Source organism: Jiulongibacter sp. NS-SX5, assembly GCF_052828545.1.
Genome location: NZ_CM128248.1, coordinates 1756542 through 1780698, shown reverse-complemented (window position 1 = coordinate 1780698; position 24157 = coordinate 1756542). Strand labels below are relative to the sequence as shown.

General features: G+C 41.0%; 11 protein-coding genes. All 11 read right to left on the bottom strand.

Annotated elements, in window-relative coordinates; genetic code table 11:
* Positions 1-9: 9 nt before the first annotated feature.
* The gene (locus ACUXV0_RS07935; RefSeq protein WP_446192546.1) at positions 10-2778 is read right to left on the bottom strand and encodes a 2-oxoglutarate dehydrogenase E1 component; all 2769 of its coding nucleotides are present in this window, start codon (positions 2776-2778) and stop codon (positions 10-12) included.
* Between the two features lie 200 nt (positions 2779-2978).
* Positions 2979-3866, bottom strand: a complete 888-nt coding sequence (locus tag ACUXV0_RS07930; RefSeq protein ID WP_446192545.1) for a type IX secretion system membrane protein PorP/SprF — start codon at positions 3864-3866, stop codon at positions 2979-2981.
* A 63-nt stretch (positions 3867-3929) separates the two neighbouring features.
* Positions 3930-6434, bottom strand: a complete 2505-nt coding sequence (locus tag ACUXV0_RS07925; RefSeq protein WP_446192544.1) for an OmpA family protein — start codon at positions 6432-6434, stop codon at positions 3930-3932.
* Between the two features lie 53 nt (positions 6435-6487).
* A complete protein-coding gene (locus ACUXV0_RS07920; RefSeq protein WP_446192543.1) occupies positions 6488-7492 on the bottom strand; it encodes a PorP/SprF family type IX secretion system membrane protein in 1005 nt (334 codons plus the stop codon).
* Positions 7493-7621: 129 nt separating this feature from the next.
* The gene (locus ACUXV0_RS07915; protein WP_446192542.1) at positions 7622-17035 is read right to left on the bottom strand and encodes an SdrD B-like domain-containing protein; all 9414 of its coding nucleotides are present in this window, start codon (positions 17033-17035) and stop codon (positions 7622-7624) included.
* Positions 16959-17987 carry a hypothetical protein gene (locus ACUXV0_RS07910; RefSeq protein WP_446192541.1) on the bottom strand — a complete coding sequence of 343 codons (1029 nt, stop codon included), beginning with the start codon at positions 17985-17987 and terminating at the stop codon, positions 16959-16961. Before ACUXV0_RS07910 ends, ACUXV0_RS07915 begins: the two co-directional genes overlap by 77 nt.
* 369 nt (positions 17988-18356) lie before the next feature.
* On the bottom strand, positions 18357-20627 hold the full coding sequence (locus ACUXV0_RS07905) for a hypothetical protein (protein ID WP_446192540.1): 2271 nt from the start codon (positions 20625-20627) through the stop codon (positions 18357-18359).
* A 23-nt stretch (positions 20628-20650) separates the two neighbouring features.
* The gene (locus tag ACUXV0_RS07900; RefSeq protein WP_446192539.1) at positions 20651-21703 is read right to left on the bottom strand and encodes an NAD(P)/FAD-dependent oxidoreductase; all 1053 of its coding nucleotides are present in this window, start codon (positions 21701-21703) and stop codon (positions 20651-20653) included.
* A complete protein-coding gene (cmk, locus tag ACUXV0_RS07895; RefSeq protein WP_446192538.1) occupies positions 21700-22392 on the bottom strand; it encodes a (d)CMP kinase in 693 nt (230 codons plus the stop codon). The genes ACUXV0_RS07900 and cmk overlap by 4 nt, the downstream gene beginning before the upstream one ends.
* A gap of 95 nt (positions 22393-22487) precedes the next feature.
* Positions 22488-23108: a YceI family protein gene (locus ACUXV0_RS07890; protein WP_446192537.1), complete on the bottom strand. Its 621-nt coding sequence runs from the start codon at positions 23106-23108 to the stop codon at positions 22488-22490.
* A 105-nt stretch (positions 23109-23213) separates the two neighbouring features.
* Positions 23214-24125 (bottom strand): tRNA (adenosine(37)-N6)-dimethylallyltransferase MiaA, encoded by a 912-nt coding sequence (gene miaA / locus ACUXV0_RS07885; protein WP_446192536.1) that lies wholly within the window; start codon positions 24123-24125, stop codon positions 23214-23216.
* Positions 24126-24157: the final 32 nt, after the last annotated feature.

Genomic DNA, 24157 nt, shown 5'->3' with positions numbered 1-24157 from the left:
TCTGTTAAATTAAATATCGAAAGATCTATCAATAATTGCTTTTTGCTCAGCCTGGTGATATTTGGTATAACCATTGGCCGGAGATGCACTTTTCTTTCTGGCGATCACGTCTGTAATTCCTATTTCCGGGAATTCTCTTAAAATGAACGACCATGCACCCATGTTTTCAGGTTCTTCCTGAACCCAGATTGTTTCTGCTTTACCATATTTGGCAATATGCTCTTCAACCTGCGTTTTAGGGAATGGATGTAATTGCTCTACTCTAACAATTGCGATATCTTTTCTGTTCTCTTCCTGCTGTCTTTCAAAAAGGTCATAATAAACTTTACCAGAGCAAAGTAATACTCTTTTCACTTTCTTGGCATCTGCGTAAGTATCACCGATGGTCTCCTGGAACTTGGTATTGCTGGTAAACTCACTCATGGATGAAACCGCAAGTGGGTGACGCAGCATAGATTTAGGTGACATATGAACACAAGGCTTTCTGAATGGCAGAGCAAGCTGTCTTCTTAACATATGGAAGAAGTTTGCCGGCGTAGTACATGCACAAACGTACATATTGTACTCTGCAGAAAGCTGTAAAAATCTTTCCGGTCTTGCATTAGAGTGTTCCGGTCCCTGACCTTCATAACCATGTGGAAGAAGTAGTACCAGACCGTTCATGGTCTTCCATTTTGACTCTGCAGCAGAGATAAATTGGTCAATCATGATCTGAGCACCGTTGGCAAAATCACCAAACTGTGCTTCCCATATCACAAGAGCGTTAGGGTTTGCCATGGCATAGCCATATTCATAGCCCATTACACCGTACTCAGATAATAAAGAGTTATAAATTTCAAACTTACCTTGTCCTTCTCCTATATGCTCTAGATTGCTGTAGGTTTCGTTGGTATCCAGGTCGTGAATCACTGAGTGTCTGTGAGAGAAAGTACCTCTCTCTACGTCCTGTCCACTCATTCTTACCCATTTGCCATCATTAAGAATTGAGCCGAAGGCCATTAACTCAGCTGCAGCCCAGTTAAAGTCTTTTTTGCCTGCGAAAATCTCAGTTCTTTCCTCAAGCACTTTTTTGATTTGCTTGATGGCATTAAATCCATCAGGGATATTAGAAAGAGCCTTTCCTATTTTCTCAATATCCTTTTTAGTTATACCTGTCTTTGGAGAATTCTCAAAGTCTTCTCTTTTAGACTTTCTAAGGTCTAACCAGTCTCTCTCCAGTTTTGGAGGCTCGTATGGAAGCTGTCTTTGTTTTACCTTGGCAAGAAGTTCCTGCAGGTTGCTGTCAAAGGCAGTTTTGAGTTGTTTAGCCAGAGATTGATCTACATCACCTTCTTCTTTGAGTTTTTGTATGTATAAATCTCTTGGGTTTTTATGCTTACTGATCAGTTTGTACATCGTCGGCTGAGTGAATCTTGGTTCATCAGCTTCGTTATGACCATACTTTCTGTAGCAAATCATATCTACGAATACATCACGATTAAACTCGTTTCTGAATTCTATCGCTAATTGCATCGCATAAACCACAGCTTCAGGATCATCTCCATTCACGTGGAAAATAGGAGTATCTAATATTTTGGCGACATCAGAACAGTACAAGCTTGAACGGGCGTCATCATTATCTGTAGTAAAACCAACCTGGTTATTTATTACAAGGTGTAAAGTGCCACCTACATAATATCCAGGTAAATTAGACATCTGGATAATTTCATAAAGGATACCTTGACCAGCCAAAGACGAGTCACCATGAATCAGAATTGGTAATATCTTGTCGTAGATATCATCAAAGTTATTCACCTTACGGCCATGACTTTCATAGTGGGCATCTGCACGGGCTCTGGCGTATCCTAGTACCACAGGATCTACGGCATCTAGGTGGCTAGGGTTAGCCATCAATTTCATACTTACCCTTTTGCCGGCTGGCGTAGAAACCTGAGATGTATAACCCATGTGGTATTTAACGTCACCATCACGGTATTCTTCCAAGTCTACATTCTCTTCAAACTCATTGAAAACGTGCTCGTAAGGCTTTTGCATGATGTTGGTCAATACATTCAATCGACCGCGGTGTGCCATGCCAATGACCACCTCTTCTACGCCTAGTTCTGAGCCTTTATTGATGGCTGCATCCAGCCCGGGAATAGCAGACTCTCCACCCTCTAATGAGAAACGCTTTTTACCGAGAAATTTAGTGTGAAGAAAGTTTTCAAAGGCAGCTGCCTGATTGAGTTTCTTCAGAATTCTCTTTTTCTCTTCTATAGAAGGCTTAAAGTTTAGATAATCTTTCTCAAGTTTTCTTCTAAACCAACCTTTGATTTTACGATCTCTGATGTATTGGTATTCAAAACCAATATTGCCCATGTAAACTTTTCTCAGAGAGTCGTTGATTTCACGTAAAGTGGCAGCTCTTCCTAAAACCTCATGACCTGCTTCAAATACTGTATCCAGGTCTGCTTCAGATAAATTGAAGTCCTTAAGCTCCAGGTTTGGATCCTTTTTTCTTCGATCATAAAGTGGGTCAATATTCGCCGCCATATGACCACGAGCTCTGATACCTCTGATCAGGTGTACCACCTCAATTTCCTTTCTGACATGCTCGTTAGAAGCATTTCCTACCGAAGGAGCCGATGAGCCATTTGACTTCCAGGTCTCTGAAAACTCAAATCCTTTAAAGAAGTTTTGCCAGGTCTCGTCTACTGATTCGGGATTTTCCTTGTATTGCTGATATAGAGATTCAATTGCTGAAACATCTGCATTGGCCACGTAAGAATACTGATCCATTTGATATACTACTCGTGCTTAAAGCTAGTGTACGTTTTGATTGACTCGTAAAGTTAGAGGATGGTTATCAAAACATGTAACAATCCCCTTATTTAATATGCGAATTATCATTATTTATTTGAGGAGGTCAAGCTAATTTTTGCATTTCTTTCAGAACTGCTCAAGATTGAGGAGTTTTTAAACAAAAAATCATCGATTTCTTAGAATTGGTTAAGAAATGGGGATTTTTCACCAATATTGAAGACATCATATCTGTAGACAAGCTGGAATACCGGCCGCGGGCTAACCGAATTTGAATTTAGATCGTAGCCACCAAGTGGTTTGGACTCATAGGACAGACCAATTGTAGAAGTTTCAGATGCCCTCATCTGAATATTTGGGATAAGGCCAGTATAGGTTCTTTGATTTCTTAGAGTAGCTCCTAGTCCGATCTTATTGCCCAGCCAAACTTTAAGGTTCATGTCAAAACCCGATACATCTCGAGCTCTGGTGGCGAGGTTTGCCAAAGCACTAATGTTAACTCCAATATTTTCATAGCTCCCTAAACGGTAGCCGGCTGATAGTTTAAGGTTTTTGTTTAGTGTGCTATAGGTATTGGTATTGCTCAATAGGGTAGGGGCGGCTACTCCAGCGAAAAGTTTGTCATTCATAAAAACTAAACCAGGTCCAGCAAAGGGATTGAATCGTTGTCTTAGATCTATGCCATCTACAGCATTTGGCGAAACCAAAAAGCCGCCATTCAATCCAATGAGCAGTTTGTACTCTTCATTTTCAATAATTGAATGACTAAAGCTGAGTATTAAACCATTGTTCGTAAAACCCATAATAGTAGATCGGAAACCCTGAAAGCCAATTGAACTTTTGCCTTCTCCCATTTTGCCATCCATACTAATGACTTGAGAAACCTGGTTGGGTCTGAAAGTACCGTTGAACTGCTGACCAAGCATCCCTGTTACTCCAAAATTTCCTCTTTGACCTGCAAAGGCTGGATTTATAGCTAAAAAGTTGAATTGATATTGATCTTCTAGACCAATCTGAGCCAAAGCCAGGTGAGAAATTAATGTGAATACAATGAATAAGTGTTTCATACTGAGGAATAAAAAAGCCGCTCACAAATGTAAGCGGCTTCTGTTCCATAGAAATACTTTTCTTTAATTCATTTGAAGAATCTTAAACTCTGTTCTTCTGTTTGCCTGATGCTGGGCAGAAGAACATGGTACGCCGTCTACACAGCCATTGGTGATCATTGATTCACCATAACCTTTATAAGTTACCCGACTTCTGCTAATTCCTCTTTTAAATAGGTATTCAGCTGACTCTTTCGCTCTTCCATCTGAAAGTCTCTGGTTAAAGTCTGCAGGGCTCCTGCTATCGGTATGTGAGCCTAGTTCTATTTGCATCCCCGGATACTCACGCATTACCTTTACCAGTTTATCAAGCCCTTGCTGTGCGTCTGGTCTGATATTACATTTACCGTAGTCGAAGTAAATATTCTCAACCTGAACCACATCGCCCATTCCGAACATGTACAGGTTTCTGCTTACGCCGCCGTCATCACAGCTTAATCTGGAAATGTTCACGTTGTTGGAGGCCAGACCTTCCTTAGCTCCTGAAATTTCATAATCGCATCCTTCTACGGCAATAAACTCAAAGTATCCACTGGCATCTGTATAGGCAGTTTGTGTACCACCATCGCAGTTATTAAGTAAAGAAACCAAGACACCGGAAAGAGCATTGGTAGTACCTTGGGCTAAGACTTTTCCGCTAATAGTACATGTGGAGTTATTGGTATAACCACTCTCACTCATATTACCATCAGGGCCTTCTAGTCCAGGACCTCTCAGATTTCCGTCGGCATCAGGAAGAGTAGCGTCCATATCTTCATTTTGAGCCACATCAAGCGGAGCACTCAATGGAATCTCAATTCTTGAAGGCTCATTGCTACAGTTTTCTGTTACAAAACTTACCGTATTGGCTGAGTAGCCTTCTCTGGTAGCTCTAAACGTATATTCGTTATTCTCTGCTAGATTTTCTAGGAGTAAACTTCCATCACTATTGGTAGAAGCCTCTTTCAATTCTCCGGCAGCATCGCTGTAGGTAATTGTTACATTATCCAGAGGCATTTTGGTCTCGGCATCATAAACCGCTAAAATCAAATCACAACCCTCCTGAAGTTCACACTGTCTCTCAAAACTGTAGATATCATCATCATCTCCACCTCTTTTACGGTTAGAGCTGAAATACCCGTTTTGTCTAAGACCGTCAGTTACCATCCCGAAATCATCCTTGCTGGAGTTGATCGGCATTCCCAAATTGATAGGAGTTCCTTGAATCTCTGTTTCTATCATGCGAGCAAAGAAAATATCTAAACCACCCGCTCCCGGCAGACCTTCAGAAGAGAAGTATAAATTTCCATTTTCGTCAACGAACGGGAACATCTCATTACCTTTGGTATTAACGGCAGGGCCTAGATTAATAGGTTGAGACCAGTTCCCACCTTCAATTCTGGAAGCATAAATATCGGTACCTCCATAGCCACCAGGCATATCAGAAGCAAAAAACAGCAACGTTTCATCTTCATTTAATGCCGGGTGACCTGTTGAGTATTCTTCGCTATTAAATGGTAGCTCAGAAATATTGCCCCAGCCGTCTTTTTCGGTTGTGGCTAGGTAAAGTTTCAATTTATTTATGCCATCAGAACTTTCACCTGTTTTTCCTTTAACAAAATTGTTTCTGGTGAAAATTACTCGTTGTCCATCTTTGAAAAAGGCCGCCGGCCCTTCATGATATTTTGAATTTATAGAACCACTAAATTTCTCTGACTCTGTAATTGGTTTATCGCCATAGCCATACCCCATATTGATGTTAGTACCTCCGTAAGAGCCTATAGTTCTGGAGTCATTTGCCGTAGGGGCCGTATATTCATCAGCACCTACAAATCCCACTTTCTTTCTCTTTCTTTTTGAGCCATTATCGGCTGGCGTACTACCACCAAGACTCGCTGAAGAACCACCTAAGGCTCCGCGATCTTCCAGGTAGAATAGATCAAGGAAAGGTGTTTCGCTCCATCTAAAGACCCTTTTAACCCCCGCCATATTGCTCCTGTTGGATACAAAGACAAGTCCGTTTTGATAATAAGAAGGGCTAAAGTCTGCAGCAGTAGTATTAATAGAAAGATAGTCTACCGTGTAGCAGTTTGCATTTTTTGAAAGGACAGAAATGTCTTCATAAAGTTTTGAGAATGCTTGTCCTCGTGGGTCGCTTTTGACTTTCTCATTATAGACAGAGTACATGTCCTGTGACTCTGCATATTTGCCATTGCTGGCCAGGATTTGAGCATATTTTAGATAAACTATATTATCAACACCAGCAGCTTCATTGCCCCCGGCAAAAATATCTCTGAAAACTCTCTCTGCGTTTTGCGTATCTTTTATTTTACAATAACTATCAGCCAGTTGAATTCTGGCACGAGTCGCCTCTTCAGCAGACGGACCTTTTTCAAGAGCCCTTTCGTATGCTTCTATAGCTTTTACATACGATAAGTTATCGTAATGATGCTCGGCCATTTTTAGCATAGATTGCTGGGCCATAGTACTGAAAGACAGCAATATGCCAAACAAGAAGACGAGCGTTTTAGAGTAGGACCTGACGATCATGATTGTAAAGTTTTATATATCTTTTTGGGATATTAGTTTTCTGTGGCAGTGAATTAGAAGTATCTCGGAGTAAGGATTTTATCCTTACCATAACCAAACTCGTATCTTAGTAAACCTTCGTGGGTAGGTGTACCGACAAGTCTGTTTTTTAGGTTTTCGCCATTTCTATCGTTGATAGATGTCATGTTATAATCGTAAGCGTACCCAATTCGTAATTGTGGAGTAAGCTGAAGCTCAAAAATACCCACTACGGCGTCCATAACTTCCTGACCGCTAAGCGTTGCTTGAGATTTTCTTGCAGAAAAGCCCAGGGCTATTTTATCTCTTATCCAGAAGTTGATGTTACCATCAATACCCAGAGGTGCTCCATTAGTATATCGTAACATCATGGAAGGCTTCACTTTGAAATTACCTTTACCCATTACAAAGCCCATCATGGCAAAGAAATGTCTTTTTTGTTTGGTCACAAATGTCTCGCCGCCCACCTCATATTGAGATAGAGAATTCTCAATGATCTTAGGAACAGAGAAACCAAAGTAACTTCTGTCATTGCTGATGAATAAGCCAAGACCAGCATTTGGGAATAATTTATTCACATCACTGGTACCATCAAAAACAGCATCTCCCGAAGCCACATTAGCCACACTTGAGAGGTTATTGCTAACATGGTCAAGTCCCAGCTGAACACCTAGGGCCATTGTGGTTTTGGCTCCAAGTTTCACACGGTAGGCGTACGGAATATTAATGCCTGTAGTTCTGGCTACACCAATAGCATCTGAGTATGCCATGAGACCAATACCCATTTTTTCATTTTTAACCGGCATGTCTAAGGTAAATGAGTAGGTGGTGGGTGAACCGTTTACACCGATCCATTGATACCTCCCAAGTGCAGTCATACTTAGTACATCTCTGCTTCCTGCATAAGACGGGTTAATAGCAAGTGTATTAAACATGTACTGCGAGTACATCACCTCTTGCTGTGCTTTGGTCTCTGTGGCTAAGAGCAGACCGAGCATTAAAACCGTTAGCTTTCCAAATAATAGTTTCAGAGCTTTCATGATTTTTGATTCTATAGATTCAATTTTTACTACCAAAGTATAGGTGGCTGTGCAGATTTTCTAACACAAGTTCCTAATATTATTCGAGTTATAAAACCCTAAGGCTGTTTCCAGCCTTAGGGTACTCATTTATTTTTTCGATCCTCCAGAGATGGTGATGTAATTGTAATAAGGCTTACCTTCAAACAATTCAACATTGGTACTTTCTACCGAGTAGAAATAAGTTCCGTCAGGAAGCTTGGTCTCTTCTTGAGTAGTTCTGATTCCAGAGTTGGCTGTACCGTTCCATCCATCAGTAGTACCAGGGAATAGTCTCTTGTAATTGTCAGTTACAAATACTAATTCACCCCATCTGTTATAAATTTTAATTTTCAGTTCATCGGCTTCAGTGACACCTTCAATTACAAGGTTATCATTTACACCGTCACCATTTGGTGAAATACCTCCCGGTATCAATACTGCTACATTACCTGTATTGTTCTCACCCGGAGATAAGGTCAAGGCTGTAGTGGTATTATTATTACCAGGATTATTATCGGCATCCTCATCAGGATTCATTCCTGCATGAGACATATCCGTTACGATTTCTGTACCTACGCTGGCAGATCCGTACACGGTATTGTTGTAAGTGATATCAATGTTTCCATTATTTCTCACTTTCACTTTGAAGCTCAACGTATCGCTTTCTCCAGGTGCCAGGCTACTTGAGTCAGCAACCAAGAAGTTGATATCAGTTACTCCGTCAAAACTGCTGTTCAGTTGAAGAGTAGGAGCCACATCTTCCATGACTGGTGAGCCAATCATTACAAAGTCAGTGTTTTTATCAAATACACTTGAAAGTGAATCTGTAAGCTGAATGTTTGTCAATGTTTCATTGCCATAGTTTTTGACAACTAAAGTGTATGTAAGCTGATAACTTCCGTCGATCACCTTCACAGTATCTGTTACTGCCTTAGCAATACCAAGAGGTGTAACATTCTCCTCAATCACATCACCGAAGTCTATTGGTGTAGGGTCTGAGTTATTGAATGGTGTACCATCTGAATCCGGATCAGGATTATTTCCAACTGTAGACTGGTCATCTGTAGAAGTACCGTTATGGTAACCAATAGCCAATGCCATATTCTCAAACTTAGAAGTATCAGCTTCAGCAAGGTTCACACGGGTCATCAATGAAACCTCTTTAGTAGTGCTCCTTGGCAATGTACTGGTGCTGTCTACAAGTAGATCAATCAACAGACCTTTACCCGTGAAGTTCTCATTGATGGTTAATCCTTCTGAGGCATCAAAGACTCTAACACTGTCAATGCTTATTTTGTCACCAAAGGTCAATGCCAGGTTATCCTGAATCTGCACACCTGTGAAGTCAATGATACCGTAGTTTTTCAAGATAAACTTGAATGTTACATCATAAGTGTCTTCGCCTGCAGTTTCAATACTCACTACTTCTTTAGCAATACCGATGATATCATCAGGAAGGTTATTGAAGTTCAGTACTGTTGGTGCATCTCCTTCCGGATCTGGGTTGATGCCGTCATTTGAAATATCAGAGATAACTTCATCTGCCGGTGTTACCGCAGTTACTGTTACGTTCTTTCTGAACGGTCCGTTATTACTGTTCAGCGTCAGGTTGATTTTCCACGTAATAGTATCAGTCTTCCCTATAGCCAGGCTACTGTTAGCACTGTCTAGCATACATACATTATTGATACCATCATAAGTGCTGTCAATGGCCAGAGTGCTTCCTGCGTTCAAATAAGGTGCATCTTTCAATACCACCGCTACCGGAGCATCAAAGTTAGCTGTAAGTGAATCACAGATTTGTAGGCCATTTAGGTTTACATTACCACAGTTATCAATGATGGCTTTATAAGTCACATCAATTGACCCGTCTTCCAGAGTTTCTGTTTCGGCTACATAAAGAGCAGCTCCTATACATGGAGCCTGAATAGACTCAGTATTCTCAGTACTTATTTGAAGCAATGTAGGCTGGCTTCCTGGTGCATCCGGGTTATAACCAGTGTTAGAAACATCTACCACGGTTTCCAGAGTAGTATCTTCCAGTTCACCTGTACCTTGTGCTGTAGCACTGTTAGAGAATTCCGTTTTATCGTTAGGAATAATATTCACGGTAAACCAAATAGTATCAGATACTCCGATAGCAAGAGTACTACCTGGCAGCGTTAAGGTGTCATTAGTATCTCCGTCATAGTTAGAATTCACAATTAAGCTGCTTCCAGTATTTACAGTAGGCGAACCAACCAATGAATAGGTAATTGGCGAAGCATACGTTTCTGCAAGATCATCTCTTACAATAACATCTTCAAGATCAAGAGCACCATTGTTTTTCACAATTGCCTGATAAGTTACATTCAGTGATTCGTCACCTTGACGTACAGTATCAATGATAGCCAGGGCAATTCCGATACTAGGCGTTTTGTAAAGTCTAACTGTAGTAGGAGTAGAGCTACTTCTTTCTACAAACAGGCCTTCATTGGAGAAGTCGTCTACTTCAGACATAGTACCGAAAATAGTTTCTCCAATTCCTGAAACCTTTGCATTTCCGCTAAATGGACCTTTATCTCCATTAGGAACCACATTGATGACCCACGTAACGGTATAAATCTGTGCAGCTCCAATAGAGCTACCCGTATTTACCAATACTTCCTGATCTGAACCGCCATTGAAGCCAGTATTCATTTCAAGAGCCGAACCAGCGTTTGCAGTTGGCTGCTGAATCATGGTATATGTAGCGGTAGTGCCAAACATTGTTTCCATGTCAAAGCTCAGTTTCACACCATCAAGTTCTACATTTCCGCAGTTCTCAATCAGTGAAGTAAATGTTACATTATAGCTTCCGTTTTCTTGCTGCTCGTGTTCAGCATCCAGTGCAGTGGCAATACAGATTTCCTGACAAGTGGTACATTCTACATCAAATCTGCTGATGTTATTACTCTTGATAGGATCCGTCTGATCCACAGCTATAATCTTCGCAATATTGCTGATTACACCTGATCTGGTAATCTCACCAGTGTATGTAAATGTTGTGCTCTCATTCACAGCCAGGGCTGGGATGGTAGCCGTAAGGAAATCGTTATTCAATGTAAGACCAGGAGTTTCACCTACAATCTGTACTCCAAATGGAATTTGATTCTCTATAGCCACATTTGTAGCTGAATCAGGACCATTATTAGTTACAGTAATTGTGTAAACTACCTCATCTCCAATAGTCACTGAAGATTCATCACCTACAATCAGGATCTCAACTTCAGCATCATCTTCATTTGTTTCACAGCTATTGATAACCACTGAGATCAGAGAAGGATTACTGTAGCATCCTGTAGAAGTTCTCTCAAATACATAGTAGTCTCCAGCCGGCATTGCCGAAACATTGCCTAACATCGGAGAGTCTGGAGTCAAACCTGTATGGTAAGAGAACACACCTCCACTAGACTGTGGCTGACTTGTTACCTGATCCTCCAGATTTACGGTAGTAGCAGGACAAGCATTTGTTGCCATTTCTATCACCACTGGTGCTGTGATATCACTATTGGTGTTAACCGTAGTAGGAGCAGAGCTTAAAGATCTACATCCATCAACATTCACTAACTGAACGCTATACTCACCCGGAGTTTTTACTGTGATAGAGCTGCTGGTATCACCAGTGCTCCACACATAGCCGGCTGCCGTCTGATCTACTGTTAGGACCACAGAGTCTCCAAGACAAATGATCGGCGATTTGTTTGTGCTGATCGTTGGAGTGGTCTGTACTGCGTTAACATTTACAGTCATTGTAGAAGTAGCCGCTTCACAATCACCCGCTCCATCAGGATCGTTAGTGGTGAGTGTTAATACTACTGAACCGTTTACGATATCATCATTTGAGAAGTTGTATCTGGTCACTGGCGAGGTGCTGTTGTCAAAAGTACCAGAACCCGTGCTGGTCCATGTACCAGTTTGAGCAGCTCCACCAATAGTACCATTCAACTGTATAAAGTCATTACTTAAACATAGGGTAGTGTCATTACCAGCAAATGCTGTCGCAGGATTGATTGAACAATCTACAGGACTTTCACATGCAATAATGGCTACGTCAATCTGAGTACCGGCACTGTAACAGCCGTCACCACCATCTTCGAATACGAAGAATGAACCACTGCTGGCAATTGCGGTTGGGTTGCTAACTGCCGGAGAGTTTGGTGAGTTTGCAGTTCTGAAGACAAAGCTACCACCGTTTGAAGGCGAGCTGGTTACAGCATCAGAAAGGCTTACTGTTTCAACCGGGCAAATATTGGTTAAAGAAGTAACAGTAGGAGCAGTGATGCTCTGGCTTGTTACACCTATTGTAACCACATTAGAAATTTCGCTTTGACAAGTTTCTCCTTTACATACTGCAGAGTAGCTCGTCATTGTGGTAGGAGAAACAGTGATAGTTGATCCAATTTGACCATCAGACCACTCTACAGTTCCTACACAGCCTTCAGCTATTAATGTAGTAGAGCTGCCTAGACAGATAAGTGTATTCTGACAACTTACCTGAGGAGGGAACGGATTACCAACGTTAATTGTAGCCGGAGCTGACTGTACACTCTCACATGAACCAATCATACAAGTGGCGGTGTAAACTGTAGTCTCTAAAGGAGATACTGTAATTGATGAGCCGGTTTGTCCTGTACTCCATTTTACTGTGCCTTCACAGCCTAATCCATTTAGAGTAATCTCTTCACCTTGACAGATTCTGGAAGCACTACAGCTAATAACTGGAGCATTCGGAGAATCTATAACATCAACTTCAACAGGGTTACTGTTTTCGCTGGTACAGCTTCCAATCTGACAGATGGCAGTGTAAACAGTTTTCACACTCGGTGATACAGTAATTTCTGTACCCGTCATACCGTTTGACCAACTTACTGTACCTGCACAGTTGGCAGCAGTAATGGTAACATCAGAACCAGAACAAACTGCACTTCCAGACGCTGTAATAGTTGGTGTCTGAAGTCCTCCTACAGTTACTGTCACTGCATTAGAGTTGGTGCTTGTACAAGATCCATTACTACATATAGCAGTAAATGTTGTATTCGCAGAAACCGAAACTATGATTTCGTTTCCTGTCATACCGTTTGACCAATTCACAGTACCAGAACAACCTGAGGCCGTTAAGGTAATGTCTGTTGGTTCACAAATAGCGGTAGCAGATGCACTTATAGTTGGAGCTGCACCACCTTCCACATTGATTGTAATATTATTTGTACCAATACAAGCGTCACCACAGGCTGCTGTATATGTAGTTGTTTCTGTTGGGTTTACTGTAATTGAAGCATTCACAACTCCTGTACTCCAAACTAAAGTCTGGCTACAGTTATCTACGGAGAGTGTAACTTCTTCCCCGGCACAAACAGTAGTCTGTGAAGCCGTAATGTTTGGCGTTACAGGTGAGCCTACAAAAATTGTCTTACTTGCAATGGCCGAGCAGCTACCGGTACCACATACAATGGTGTAAGTTGTAGACTGAGTTGGAGTTACTGTGATACTAGAAGTGGTTTCACCAGTGCTCCAAGAGATAGGTCCAGAACAGTCACTTACTGATAGTGTAGTGCTTTCACCTACACAAAGGTTATCTGAAGTTGAAGTGATCAATGGACTTTCACCAGATCCCATTTCTATGGTCACGCTACCCGTGCCTGCACATACACCGGTACCACAAGTAGCAGTATACATGGTTTGCTCAGTAGGAGATACAGAAATTGAGTTTCCTGTTTCACCAGTGCTCCAGCTTACAGTTTCGGTACATCCGCTTGCAGTTAAAGTAACTTGAGTACCTGGGCAAACCGTAGTTTCGGAAGCTGTAATAGTTACTGGGTTACCCGTACCAACCGTAACAGTTGTTTCAGCACTTGTACTACATACCCCATTACTACATGTTACAGAGTAAGACTGAGTAGCTGAAGGGCTTACCGTGATAGAAGCATCAGTAGAACCGTTGCTCCAGGTTAAGTTCTGAGAACATTCGGAAGCTGTTAGTGTTACAGACTCACCAGAACAAATCTGACTTGACGAGGCTGAAATGCTCACTGAAGAAACACTGTTTACAATAATTGTTTCATTTGCAGAGCCCGCACATGAGCCCGTGCCACAAGTTACTGTGTAAGTTGATGTTTCTGAAGGAGTGATTTCAATGCTTGAGGTAGTAGCTCCTGTATTCCAAACTATACCAGATGTACAGTTAGATGCAGTTAGTGTTACCTCAGTTCCGGCACAAATTGTAGTGGCAGAAGCCGTAATTGTCGGTGTTTCTCCACTGCTTACGTCTATGGTAATTGTATTTGAAGTATTGCTAGTACATGATCCAACGCTACAAATTGCGGAATAAGTAGACGTTGTTGTTGGGCTTACAGTGATTGAGGCACCTGTCATACCGTTTGACCAGTTAACAGTTCCGCCGCAGCTGCTGGCTGTAAGTGTCACACTTTCTCCTGTACAAATACTTTGAGTTGACGCTGATATTACCGGTGCTCCGGTAGAGCTTGATACATTTACAGTAACTGTAGATGAAGCAGGAGATACACAAGTGTTTGATTGACAGGTAGCCGTGTAGCTAGATGTACCATCAGGAGTAAGATCTAAACTAGAACCAGTGCCGACTGTAGTAGAACCATTGCTCCAGCTTACAGTACCTGAACAGTTTGTAGCTGTTAGTACTACAGACTCTCCTAAACATATGGTTGATTTGTTTGCTGACACTGTAGGTGCGGCTAAAGCATCCACAACAATGGTCAATTCATTTGATGCGTCGCTTGTACAAGAGCCTTCTGTACATGTAGCAGTATAGGTAGTCGTAACTACAGGTGAAACATTGATGCTTGCACCTGTCATACCGTTTGACCAATTAATAGTACCACTACAGCCGATAGCTGAAAGAGTTACCTGATCTCCCTGACATACATATGAGTTATTGGCAGAGATAATTGGCGTTGATGGGTTACAATCTTCTGTTATTGTAATGGTAACAGAGTCGTCATCATCTTCATTGGCGTTAACACCATTATCTGGTGTTGAGTCATTATCGTCTTGGTCTGCAGCAGTTACTTCGGCAGAGTTTACAAACGTACCAACGCTGTCTGCAGTTACAGTAATTGTGAACTGAGCTGTAGTGCCTGAAGCGATACTAGCAATCTGGGCAGTAACTACACCATTTGAGTGGGTAGAGTTTGTAGATGTTACATATGAAACACCAGCAGGTAAAATATCTTCTACAGCTACATTAGTAGCATTTTCAGGGCCATTATTGGTTACTCTGATCGTATATGTTACCTGATCCCCTAAAGAAGGTGTAGTAGTGTTAACCAGCTTTTGTAAGCTTAGGTCAGCCACTACAGGACCATTCACGATAATAATGATTTCATCATCATCGTCATCTTCATTGTCAAGGTCTTTATTGTCTGGAGTAGAGTCAATATCCATTTGATCAGCACTCTTAACTTCAGCAACGTTAATAATACTTCCCGTAGTAGCTGTTACTCTGGTAGAGTAAGTAAGGAATACCGTTTCGTTTACTCCAAGAGCTGCAATGTTATGTGTCAATACACCAGCTGACTCAGTAAAGTCTGCACTCGAAATAAAGGCAAGGCCTTCAGGCAATACATCTTCGATGACAACATTCGTAGCTGTAAACGGACCATCATTCGTAACTTCGATTGTATAGTTAACGATATCGTTAGTCTCAACGTTTCTGTTATCAGCAATCTTGATTAAGCTAAGGTCAATTAGCTCATCACAATCTTTTTCAGTAATGGTAGCAATTGCAGCATTACTGTAACATCCGGCTGGAGATCTTTCAAACAGATAGTACATTCCTGCACCAACAGCAGAAGGGTCAGTAACCAAGGCAGAAGTTGGGTCGTTGGCTACATGCCATTCAAATACACCACCAGGTACTGTAAGAGGATTTAAGATGAATCCTGAAAGATCAACCGTTTCATTAGAACAAATTTCCGCAGGAGCTCCACAAGTAGGAGTACCCGGGATAGCATTAACGACCACTGTTACTGGTACTCTCTGGTTAGGACAACCTGGCGTACCTGCATTGGTCAATTCTGCGTAATAAGTAGTAGTGGTACTTGGATACACCGTAAGGTCACCCGCACTCGCTGTTACTGAGATTGGTGAGCCGCCTACAGATGAATAGTACCAGGCAATGTTAGCCGCGTTAGATGAAATAGCAGTTAAAGCTACAGTGTCACCTACACATATATTATCGTTAGAAGCTGTAATGGATGTGATTTCATAACATACACTTTGAAGAGTGAAACCTGCATCAATTGAGTTTTCGTTGAAACCAGGAGTTAAATTGATAATTGGTGATTCTCCTGTAGCAGGATCAGCATCACTGTCGGCTTCGTCATTTCCTCCTTGATTTGGAGTAGTAGCTTCATAGCCTGAAGGTGTGCTGAACACCACGACGTAGTCGCCTGAAGCCAAGTTGGCGAATTGATAGAAACCAAGAGAGTCAGTAGAAGTACTGGCTACAAATGTTCCATCTGGTAATTCAAGCGTTACCAAAACACCTTCCAGACCAGATTCAGAACCATCCTGAATTCCGTCACCATCTTCATCAGCCCACACATAGTCACCTATCATAGCACCTGAAGAAACGTTTAATTCAGCAGTATCCTGATCATCTTCACTGGCTGCTCCATTATTTGGTGTTGAGTCATCATCTATTCTAATGATTCCTCCTTGACCTCTAGCACTTGTAATTTCAGCTGTGTTAGTAATGGTTTTACCTTCAGTACCGGCATTTACGACAAAAGAAATTGGAAATTCGTTTGAAGTTCCGCCTGCCAGGCTAAACTCAGTATCGTATGTAGCATTTACAGAGTCAGCCATTGTCCAACCTTCTCCTGCTACTAGTGTTAAACCTGCAGGAACTCTATCGGTAACATTGATAAATGTTGCTAAAGAATCACCTTGATTTTGTACCGTAATTGTATAGGTAACAGTGTCACCCGGTTCTACCAGGCCACCACTTACAAGGTCTTTGCTAAGTGCAAGGTCAAATCTATCTGTTGGTAAAAATCCACCGTCAATTGTATTATTTACTCGGTTGATATCCGTAACTGGTCTTGGATTACCAATAGCATCTAAAGTGGAGATCGTTACCAGCGTTTCTCCATTTATATCAAAGTCTGAATCGAGGGTATCGTTGGCTGCATTGGCTGGAGAGAATTCAGAGAAAGCTAAGATATTATCCAATTTAACTCTGTAATCACCGTCTAGTAATGAATCAAATTGGTAGAAACCATTGGTGTCAGTGTAAACAGTATCTGAATCGATTACCGAACCGGTACCATCAAGTTCATAGAGAACTACTCCAATACCAGAAATTCCAGGCTCACCCGGATCCTGGATACCATCTTCATTAAAGTCATTCCAAACAAAGTCTCCTATGATTCCATAAGGGCCTTGCTCAATAATTATAGCACAACATCCGGTGGCAGGACAAGTTGAAACAGATGTCCTGGATACCATCTTCATTAAAGTCATTCCAAACAAAGTCTCCTATGATTCCATAAGGGCCTTGCTCAATAATTATAGCACAACATCCGGTGGCAGGACAAGTTGAAACAGATGTTTCAAATGTATAATCCCCAGGGCTTGCTATTAATAAGGTAGAGTCGGGATTTACCGAAGCTCCTGTAACAGAAGGATCTGTTACATCTACACCATCTTTATACCACGTAATTCCAGACCCTGTATTATAAGGAGCTGGAATGCTAACTGTATATTCATCACCCGGGTACCATAATATGGGCACCGAAAAACAGGTAGATGCTATATCGTCTTCAAATAATTGATAATCGTTTGGATCAGAATCTGTATCATTCTCATTGGCTGCTGTTACTTGTGCTACATTGAAAAAGACACCGCGGGCCAAGACATCCCCACTTATATCTAATCTTATTGAGTCATTTGCAGCAAGAGAAGTAACGTTCCATGTTACAGTGCCATTTCCACCATCGTAGCTAACTGTTCCATTTTCCGCAGATAAGGTAATATTGCCCAAGGCACCAAAGGGGGTGTAACTTTCTACAATAATGTCTGTAGCAGTGTTTGAACCCTCGTTTACCAGGTAGACCGAATAGGTGATATTCTCATTTAATTCTGGAATACCATTATTGATGTCCTGTCGAATAGCCAGGTCAATGTCCTGAGCCATGAGGACCCCGGAAGACATTCCTATAAATGCTAGTAAGGCGATGGTGAGCCTGACTAGCTTGTGAGAAAAGGACGCTGATGTCAGTTGCATAGCTGATGTTGTCTTGTTTCTGTTACTTTTTGGTATAGATTCTATGCCATCAGTATTCTGACCAATTTTCCTTTCAGCAGTCACATATTCTAAGCCTGAATTTCTTTTCAATTCGGCTGCTAAACCTTTTTGGTGAAAAGAGAATTGTGTGCGTGTATGTTTTTTTCCTGATGTAAAGAATTTAGCCATTTACTTTTGGTTTTTATTCTATTTCTGAGAGCCATGATTTTGACTGCTCAGAATTTTGAATTACACCTCCCGAAAATGGATTGGGTATAATTCAATACCTAAAACACCAAAACTATGCCAAAGCCGTATTGTTAATAATAATTACCAAAGAGATCGGAGGAAAGTAGTATAAAAGTCTCTTTAAGAGCAATTTAAGTAGATGAGGAGAGAATTCCTAAATCAGTGGTAATTAGAGAAGATAATTCAAAAAATGGAAAACGAAGCCAGTTTTAAATTAAACTAAAATTGTGCCAAATATTTCAACTGATCCTTTTGAGGTATACGAAGAGTCCTTTTGTAGGTATAAATTATGCTAACTCCGAGTAGTATCTAGAAGTCGTGACCCAATGATAGGTAGAATTTACCGGGACCAACTTCTTTATTCTCTAGACCAAATCCATAATCAGCTTTTAGGTAGAAGCCCAGTATGGTCGTTCTTATTCCTGCTCCATAACCTATCAAAAATGGGTTTTTGAAGTTGGTAACGACGGCGTAAAATGGATTGCCATCTCCCACTATTTGAGTGTTAAGACTGTTCTGTCTACTCCATGGACCCTTACTTCCATTCCAAGCTGTCCCTATATCATTGAAGAGTACTAACTGAAGATTTCTGACCACACTTGAGGTGAGGGAATTTTGAGGAAAATACTGCCCAAGGGCAAGTCTAAGTTCGATATTGGTCAAAAGGTAATTGGTACCATAAAGCTTCGCAAAATCAAAACCGCGTAGATTGCCCGGATAGTTATAGAATACAATATCACGTAGATCGCCTGGTTCACCCGGTATCTGCCCCGGAGTAGGGTGTATAGTTCTGTTAAGCGTGTTTTCCATCCCTCCTAGGAAAGTGTATTTGGGGCTATTCCCCATGGACTTCCCGTAGGTCAAACGACCCGCCAGCTGTATGCCTTTAACCAAAGGCTGGTAGTGTCTTGCGTCAAAAGTTAATCTATTGAAGTTCTTACTTTCATCAGAGAAGCTTACATTTCCATCTAGAGCTAGTCTCGCTCGGGTTCCATTCAGAAAGCCCATACTCGAGACCTGAGTGGTGTTATCGTAAACCAAAGAGGCGTTCATACCCGCGTAGGTGGTGCTCAGTGCTTCCTTACTAAGTTCAAAATGGTCAATATCATTATTAAAGAATACGGAAGGTGTAAACTCTGCTCTTAATTTATTGCTCAATGGATAATGCAAATGAGCTTGCAATTCGTGAAGAAGAATCTTTCTATTAATAGAAGCATCAGGTAGTAAGATCTTTAATGGTCTGAAGAGGTAAAATTGCTTTTGGTTGACATTCTCAAGCACAATAGACCTTCTTTTAAAGCTAAAGCCCCAGTCAACTCTCTTCTCATAGTTCATATAACTGGCTCCCAGATCATGGTTTTGAATACTCGGGGTAATGAATAAGTCAAATTCAAAAACATGATTCTCAAGAAGATCGTTAATGGCTATGCTATTATGCATTCCTAACCTTCGAACAGGATCGTTATAAAAGTTTGTTTTTAGATCCTGTGTGATGAGGAGGTTTTCGTAAGCTCTCGGTGAAGATATTTTGAGCTCTTCGGGAGACCGGTTCAGACGATTCCTGTTAAATGTGCTACTATGTTCTACTTCAGCCTCTGTACTCTGCTCTTTAGATTTTAGTACGTTAACTTCTTCAAACTCGTAGTACTCAGTGTCAATCTCGTTTGGACGTAAATTTGTAAGTCGCGGTGCTTTATCTAGCTCAGGAACTACTGGCGTTTGTTCTTCAACTTCCTCTTCTTCCATTTGTTGAGTACCTTTACCACCAGTCTTGTAAAATGCTTTCCATTCCTCTGTAAACCTTTTAAAAGAAACGCCTAGTGTACTGGTAATACTACTTTGCTCGGTTCTAATAATTCTGGTTAGGTTGAGGATGTTTGAGATATTATCTCTACCGTATCTTACCGCAATATAATGCCAGATACTCTGACCAATAATTTCTGCATCTTTTCCAGTGATATTGCTGATTTTCTTTCCTTCATTTCTGGCTATGGCAGCTCTCACCTCGCTTACCTGATCAGATGTAAGGCCCTCTTGAGCTATATAAGCCGAGATACCCTCAATGTACCAGTCCGGAACGGTAAGCAACAGAGAACTCTGAAGAACTTCCTTTAGCGATCCCCCATAGAGCATGTCATAAACGAAAAGACCAGCGATTTCTCTTACCAGCTCCTGATGAAAAGTACTGTCGTTTCCTGTATAGGGAATTTCTATTCTGGAGCGAGAGAGATTGAGGATTCCTCCATCGTACAAGATAGGACTGGTTAGACCAATATTACTTTGAGAGAGCTGAGTTTCGTTATTATAAAGGAAGATTTTCATGGTGGTGAAAGGCGTGTAGCCTAAAACCTCAGTGATTTTCCTGTATTCGCTTTCAGCAATTTTGGCCGCCTTTCTGGCTAGGTCGTCACCGCCTCGGTAGTAATTAAACTCAAAGTTATTACTGTTGATCGTCTTCCAGTTGAGCTTTCTGAGTTGAAGTCTGTTTTGTCCGAATTCTACGTCAGATACACCATAATAGCCTTGTGATAGTGCACTTAGGCTGACAAATAGCAGAAGGATACTCAGTGTTTTTTTCATAGAAACCAGAAAAGATCAGATTTCTAATATAACGCATTCAGCCTATCAATGGTTGTCTCCTGATCGATTTCTTTTCCTTCTGTTAAATGATCTGCCAGGTTCTGGGCTAAATAAGGTGCCAGTGAAACTCCTTTGGTGCCCAATCCATTGAAAATTATGAGGTTTTTATATTGAGGATGTCTGCCTGAAAAAGGTCTGCGATCTTTGGTGGCTGGTCTCACGCCAGCTTTATGGTTTTTAATCCCATATCCCTTTAAATAAAACTTCTCTATACCTTCAATTACCTGCTCTCTTCCTTTCTCTGTTGGTATAGCGTCAAGTTCATGCCAAGAGTAGGTAGCCCCTGCTTTATATAGTCCTTTATTTACTGGCATGAGCCATTTACCTTGATTGATAATTTGTTGAGGTAATTCTGTATTTAGCTTAATGTCTAACGTTTCACCTTTGACCGCATTAAATGGAAGAGAATTGAAATATGGATTTTGTACAGCATGATACCCTTCACAGAATACAACTTGCTTGTATTCAATATTTTGGTATGATATTTTATTTTCTTCAATGTGCATAGAATCGTATTCGAATTGACCCGAATTGATAATTCGAAGTTTATCGAAATACTGCCTAGACGAATCTAAATATTGTTCCACATCAAGCCTTCCGCATTGAGAAGTTAATACTCCTCCCAAAGGATTGTTGATTTTTCCTTCAAGCTCTTTTTGCGGAGCAATGATTTGACAAAAATGCTCTATGTCATGCTTGGGAATTAGTTTTTCAAATTGAGCTTTTTGATGTTCATTTTTGAAAGGTCTGTAAATAGGGATCGGGTGAAAGAACTGGCCTCCGGTCAGCTTCTCGATTTCCGGATAAAATTCAAATAGATAGGGGTATAAGGTATCTGCAAGCCACGTTTTTGCCAGATGTTTGCCTGTAACAGGATTAAACATACCTCCGGCCACTTTAGAGGAGGAGGGGAGTTTAGGATTATCAATTAAGCGAACTGTGACTCCTTTCTTGAGCAATTGAAAAGCCAGCGTGGTTCCGGCAATTCCCTGGCCTACTATGAGGTAGTCTATCATGCTGCAGATGCCAGTTTTTTGACTTCGTTTTCTGCCATGATGCATACCATTTCTATTTGCTCCTCAAGTGTCATATCTGAGGTGTCAATGACCTGAGCATCAGGCACCTGAATTAAAGGGCTTTCTTTACGTGTAGAGTCTATATGATCTCTTTTTTTGAGATTTTCCAAGACTTCTTCAAAAGACATTAAATCGCCTTTTGCCATTAATTCTGCTTGTCTTCGCTGAGCCCGAATATCAGGATCTGCCGTCATGAAAATCTTGAGTTCGGCGTCTGGAAAGACAACCGAGCCAATATCTCTGCCATCCATAACTACGCCCTTTTTTTGACCCATTTTGCGTTGCTGAGCCACCATTTCTTTACGAACTGCTCCTAAAGCACTCACCTGGCTTACCTTGTTTGCGATATACAGTTTTCTGATTTCATCCTCCACGGTTACTCCATTCAGAACAGTGAGACTTTTGCCGTTTTTATCGGTTCTAAACTCAATATTGATATCATCTAAGGCCTTGAGCACTTTAGATTCGTTGGTAAGCGAAATATGCTTTTGGTGGAAATATAGGGTAACTGCCCTGTACATGGCACCAGTATCTATGTAGGTATAACCGAGTTTGGCAGCTGCTCCTTTAGCGGTGGAAGATTTGCCACAACTAGAGTGGCCATCAATAGCGATGATAATTTTGGTCATAGTCTGGTGCTTTGTGCAAAAGTACAAACTGCGTGGGTATAAAAAACAAAAGCCGGCTTCGTTTGAAACCGGCTTTTGAAGAAGTGTCTTTATGATTACTTCATAGATACTACAGAAACCTGTAATTCTACATCATCAGAGATGACCATGTCTTTCACTGGTACATCGAAACTAACGTCATACTTTTTACGATCAAAAGTAAGGTCACCTTTGATGTTGGTAACTCCATCTACGCTGTGAATTTCTACGTTTTCTACAGTTTCAGGATGAGTGATTCCTCTGATAGTTAAGTCACCCATCACAGATGTACCTTCAGAACCTGTGATCACAAAAGTAGCAGTAGGGTGATTTGCAGTATCAAAGAAGTCTGGAGATGATAAGTGACCTACCAGTTTTTCTTTTGTTGATTCTTCATCATATGCTGAGTCAGTTGGTACAATTTGACCAAGGTCAACAGTGAAAGAACCTCCCGTGATAGCACCGTCAGTTACTTCTACAGTTCCTTCAGTTAACTGAACAGTACCAGTGTGCTCCTTCACGCCAAGCATAACGCCTTTCCAGCTAACTTCGCTGCCATCAACACTAATAGTGTGGGTTCCGTCAGCTAAAGCAACAGCTTCGTCAGTCGTTTCTTCTGTACTTTCTTCTGAGCTAGTACAAGCATAAAATGCGGTGCTGGCAAGTGCAGCTAAAGCAAAAATTCTTAGTTTTTTCATTTTCTTATTTATTTAAAAGAGTTTAAAGGTGTAGCCAGTAAAATTTATCTGTAACTACATACAAATGCGAAACGACTTCGAGGTTCTAAAAGTTTTGTCTAACTATTATTTTTTTAAGAAATTTTTAATCTCAATTTCTATCTTATTGTCATTCAGCGGGTTATGCCAACTGTACTTATCTTGATTTCTGAACCAAGTGAGCTGTCTCTTGGCGTATCTACGTGTGTTTCTTTTTAGGAGTTCAATGGCCTCCTCTAAATTTATATCACCATCGAGGGATAAAAACAGTTCTTTATAACCTACCGTTTGTAAGGCATTCTTTGATCTGAATGCTGAAACCGACTTTACTTCGTTTAAAAGCCCTTGTTCCATCATCAGATCTACGCGTTTATTAATTCTTTGGTAAAGTTCTTCTCTTGGTCTTTCCAGACCAATCTTGAGCATTTCAAATGGTCTTTCTTTTGCTTGTTGAGAATGCCATTCTGAAAAAGGCTTTCCTGTAGATAGCGAAACTTCCAATGCTCTTACTACTCGTTGAGTATTTGAGAGGTCGGCAGTTGAGCAATACTCAGGGTCCAGATCTTTTAGTTGGTTTACCAAAAATGTTAGTCCATGCGTTTCTAAATTCTCCTCTATTTGGTTTCGTATGCTTGAATCAATTTCAGGTATTGGATCAAAACCATGAGTAATGGCCTTGGCGAATAAACCGGAGCCTCCCGTCAGAATAGCGAGATCCTTCCTTTCAAAGTAAGCTTCAAGTTTATCCAGGATTTCTTTTTCAAAATCTGAAACGGTGTAATCATCCTCAATACTTTTATTATTGATAAAATGATGTTTCACAGCTGCTAACTCATCTGGTGTGGGTTTGGCGGTGCCAATGTTTAATTCTCTGTAAAACTGTCGGGAGTCAAAACTAAAGATCTCGGCATTGAATTTTTGAGCTAATCGTATACATAAATCCGTTTTACCTACGGCAGTAGGGCCGGCTATGATCACTACCTTTTTCTTCTGATTCAATCTCCTTTATTTGTAATTTTCCCCAAAAATAG

Bases quoted from the DNA above. Each gene is read 5' to 3' on its own strand.
- ACUXV0_RS07935 (WP_446192546.1), bottom strand. From the start codon at position 2,778: ATGGATCAGTATTCTTACGTGGCCAATGCAGATGTTTCAGCAATTGAA.
- ACUXV0_RS07930 (WP_446192545.1), bottom strand. From the start codon at position 3,866: ATGAAACACTTATTCATTGTATTCACATTAATTTCTCACCTGGCTTTG.
- ACUXV0_RS07925 (WP_446192544.1), bottom strand. From the start codon at position 6,434: ATGATCGTCAGGTCCTACTCTAAAACGCTCGTCTTCTTGTTTGGCATA.
- ACUXV0_RS07920 (WP_446192543.1), bottom strand. From the start codon at position 7,492: ATGAAAGCTCTGAAACTATTATTTGGAAAGCTAACGGTTTTAATGCTC.
- ACUXV0_RS07915 (WP_446192542.1), bottom strand. From the start codon at position 17,035: ATGACTTTAATGAAGATGGTATCCAGGACATCTGTTTCAACTTGTCCT.
- ACUXV0_RS07910 (WP_446192541.1), bottom strand. From the start codon at position 17,987: ATGGCTAAATTCTTTACATCAGGAAAAAAACATACACGCACACAATTC.
- ACUXV0_RS07905 (WP_446192540.1), bottom strand. From the start codon at position 20,627: ATGAAAAAAACACTGAGTATCCTTCTGCTATTTGTCAGCCTAAGTGCA.
- ACUXV0_RS07900 (WP_446192539.1), bottom strand. From the start codon at position 21,703: ATGATAGACTACCTCATAGTAGGCCAGGGAATTGCCGGAACCACGCTG.
- cmk (WP_446192538.1), bottom strand. From the start codon at position 22,392: ATGACCAAAATTATCATCGCTATTGATGGCCACTCTAGTTGTGGCAAA.
- ACUXV0_RS07890 (WP_446192537.1), bottom strand. From the start codon at position 23,108: ATGAAAAAACTAAGAATTTTTGCTTTAGCTGCACTTGCCAGCACCGCA.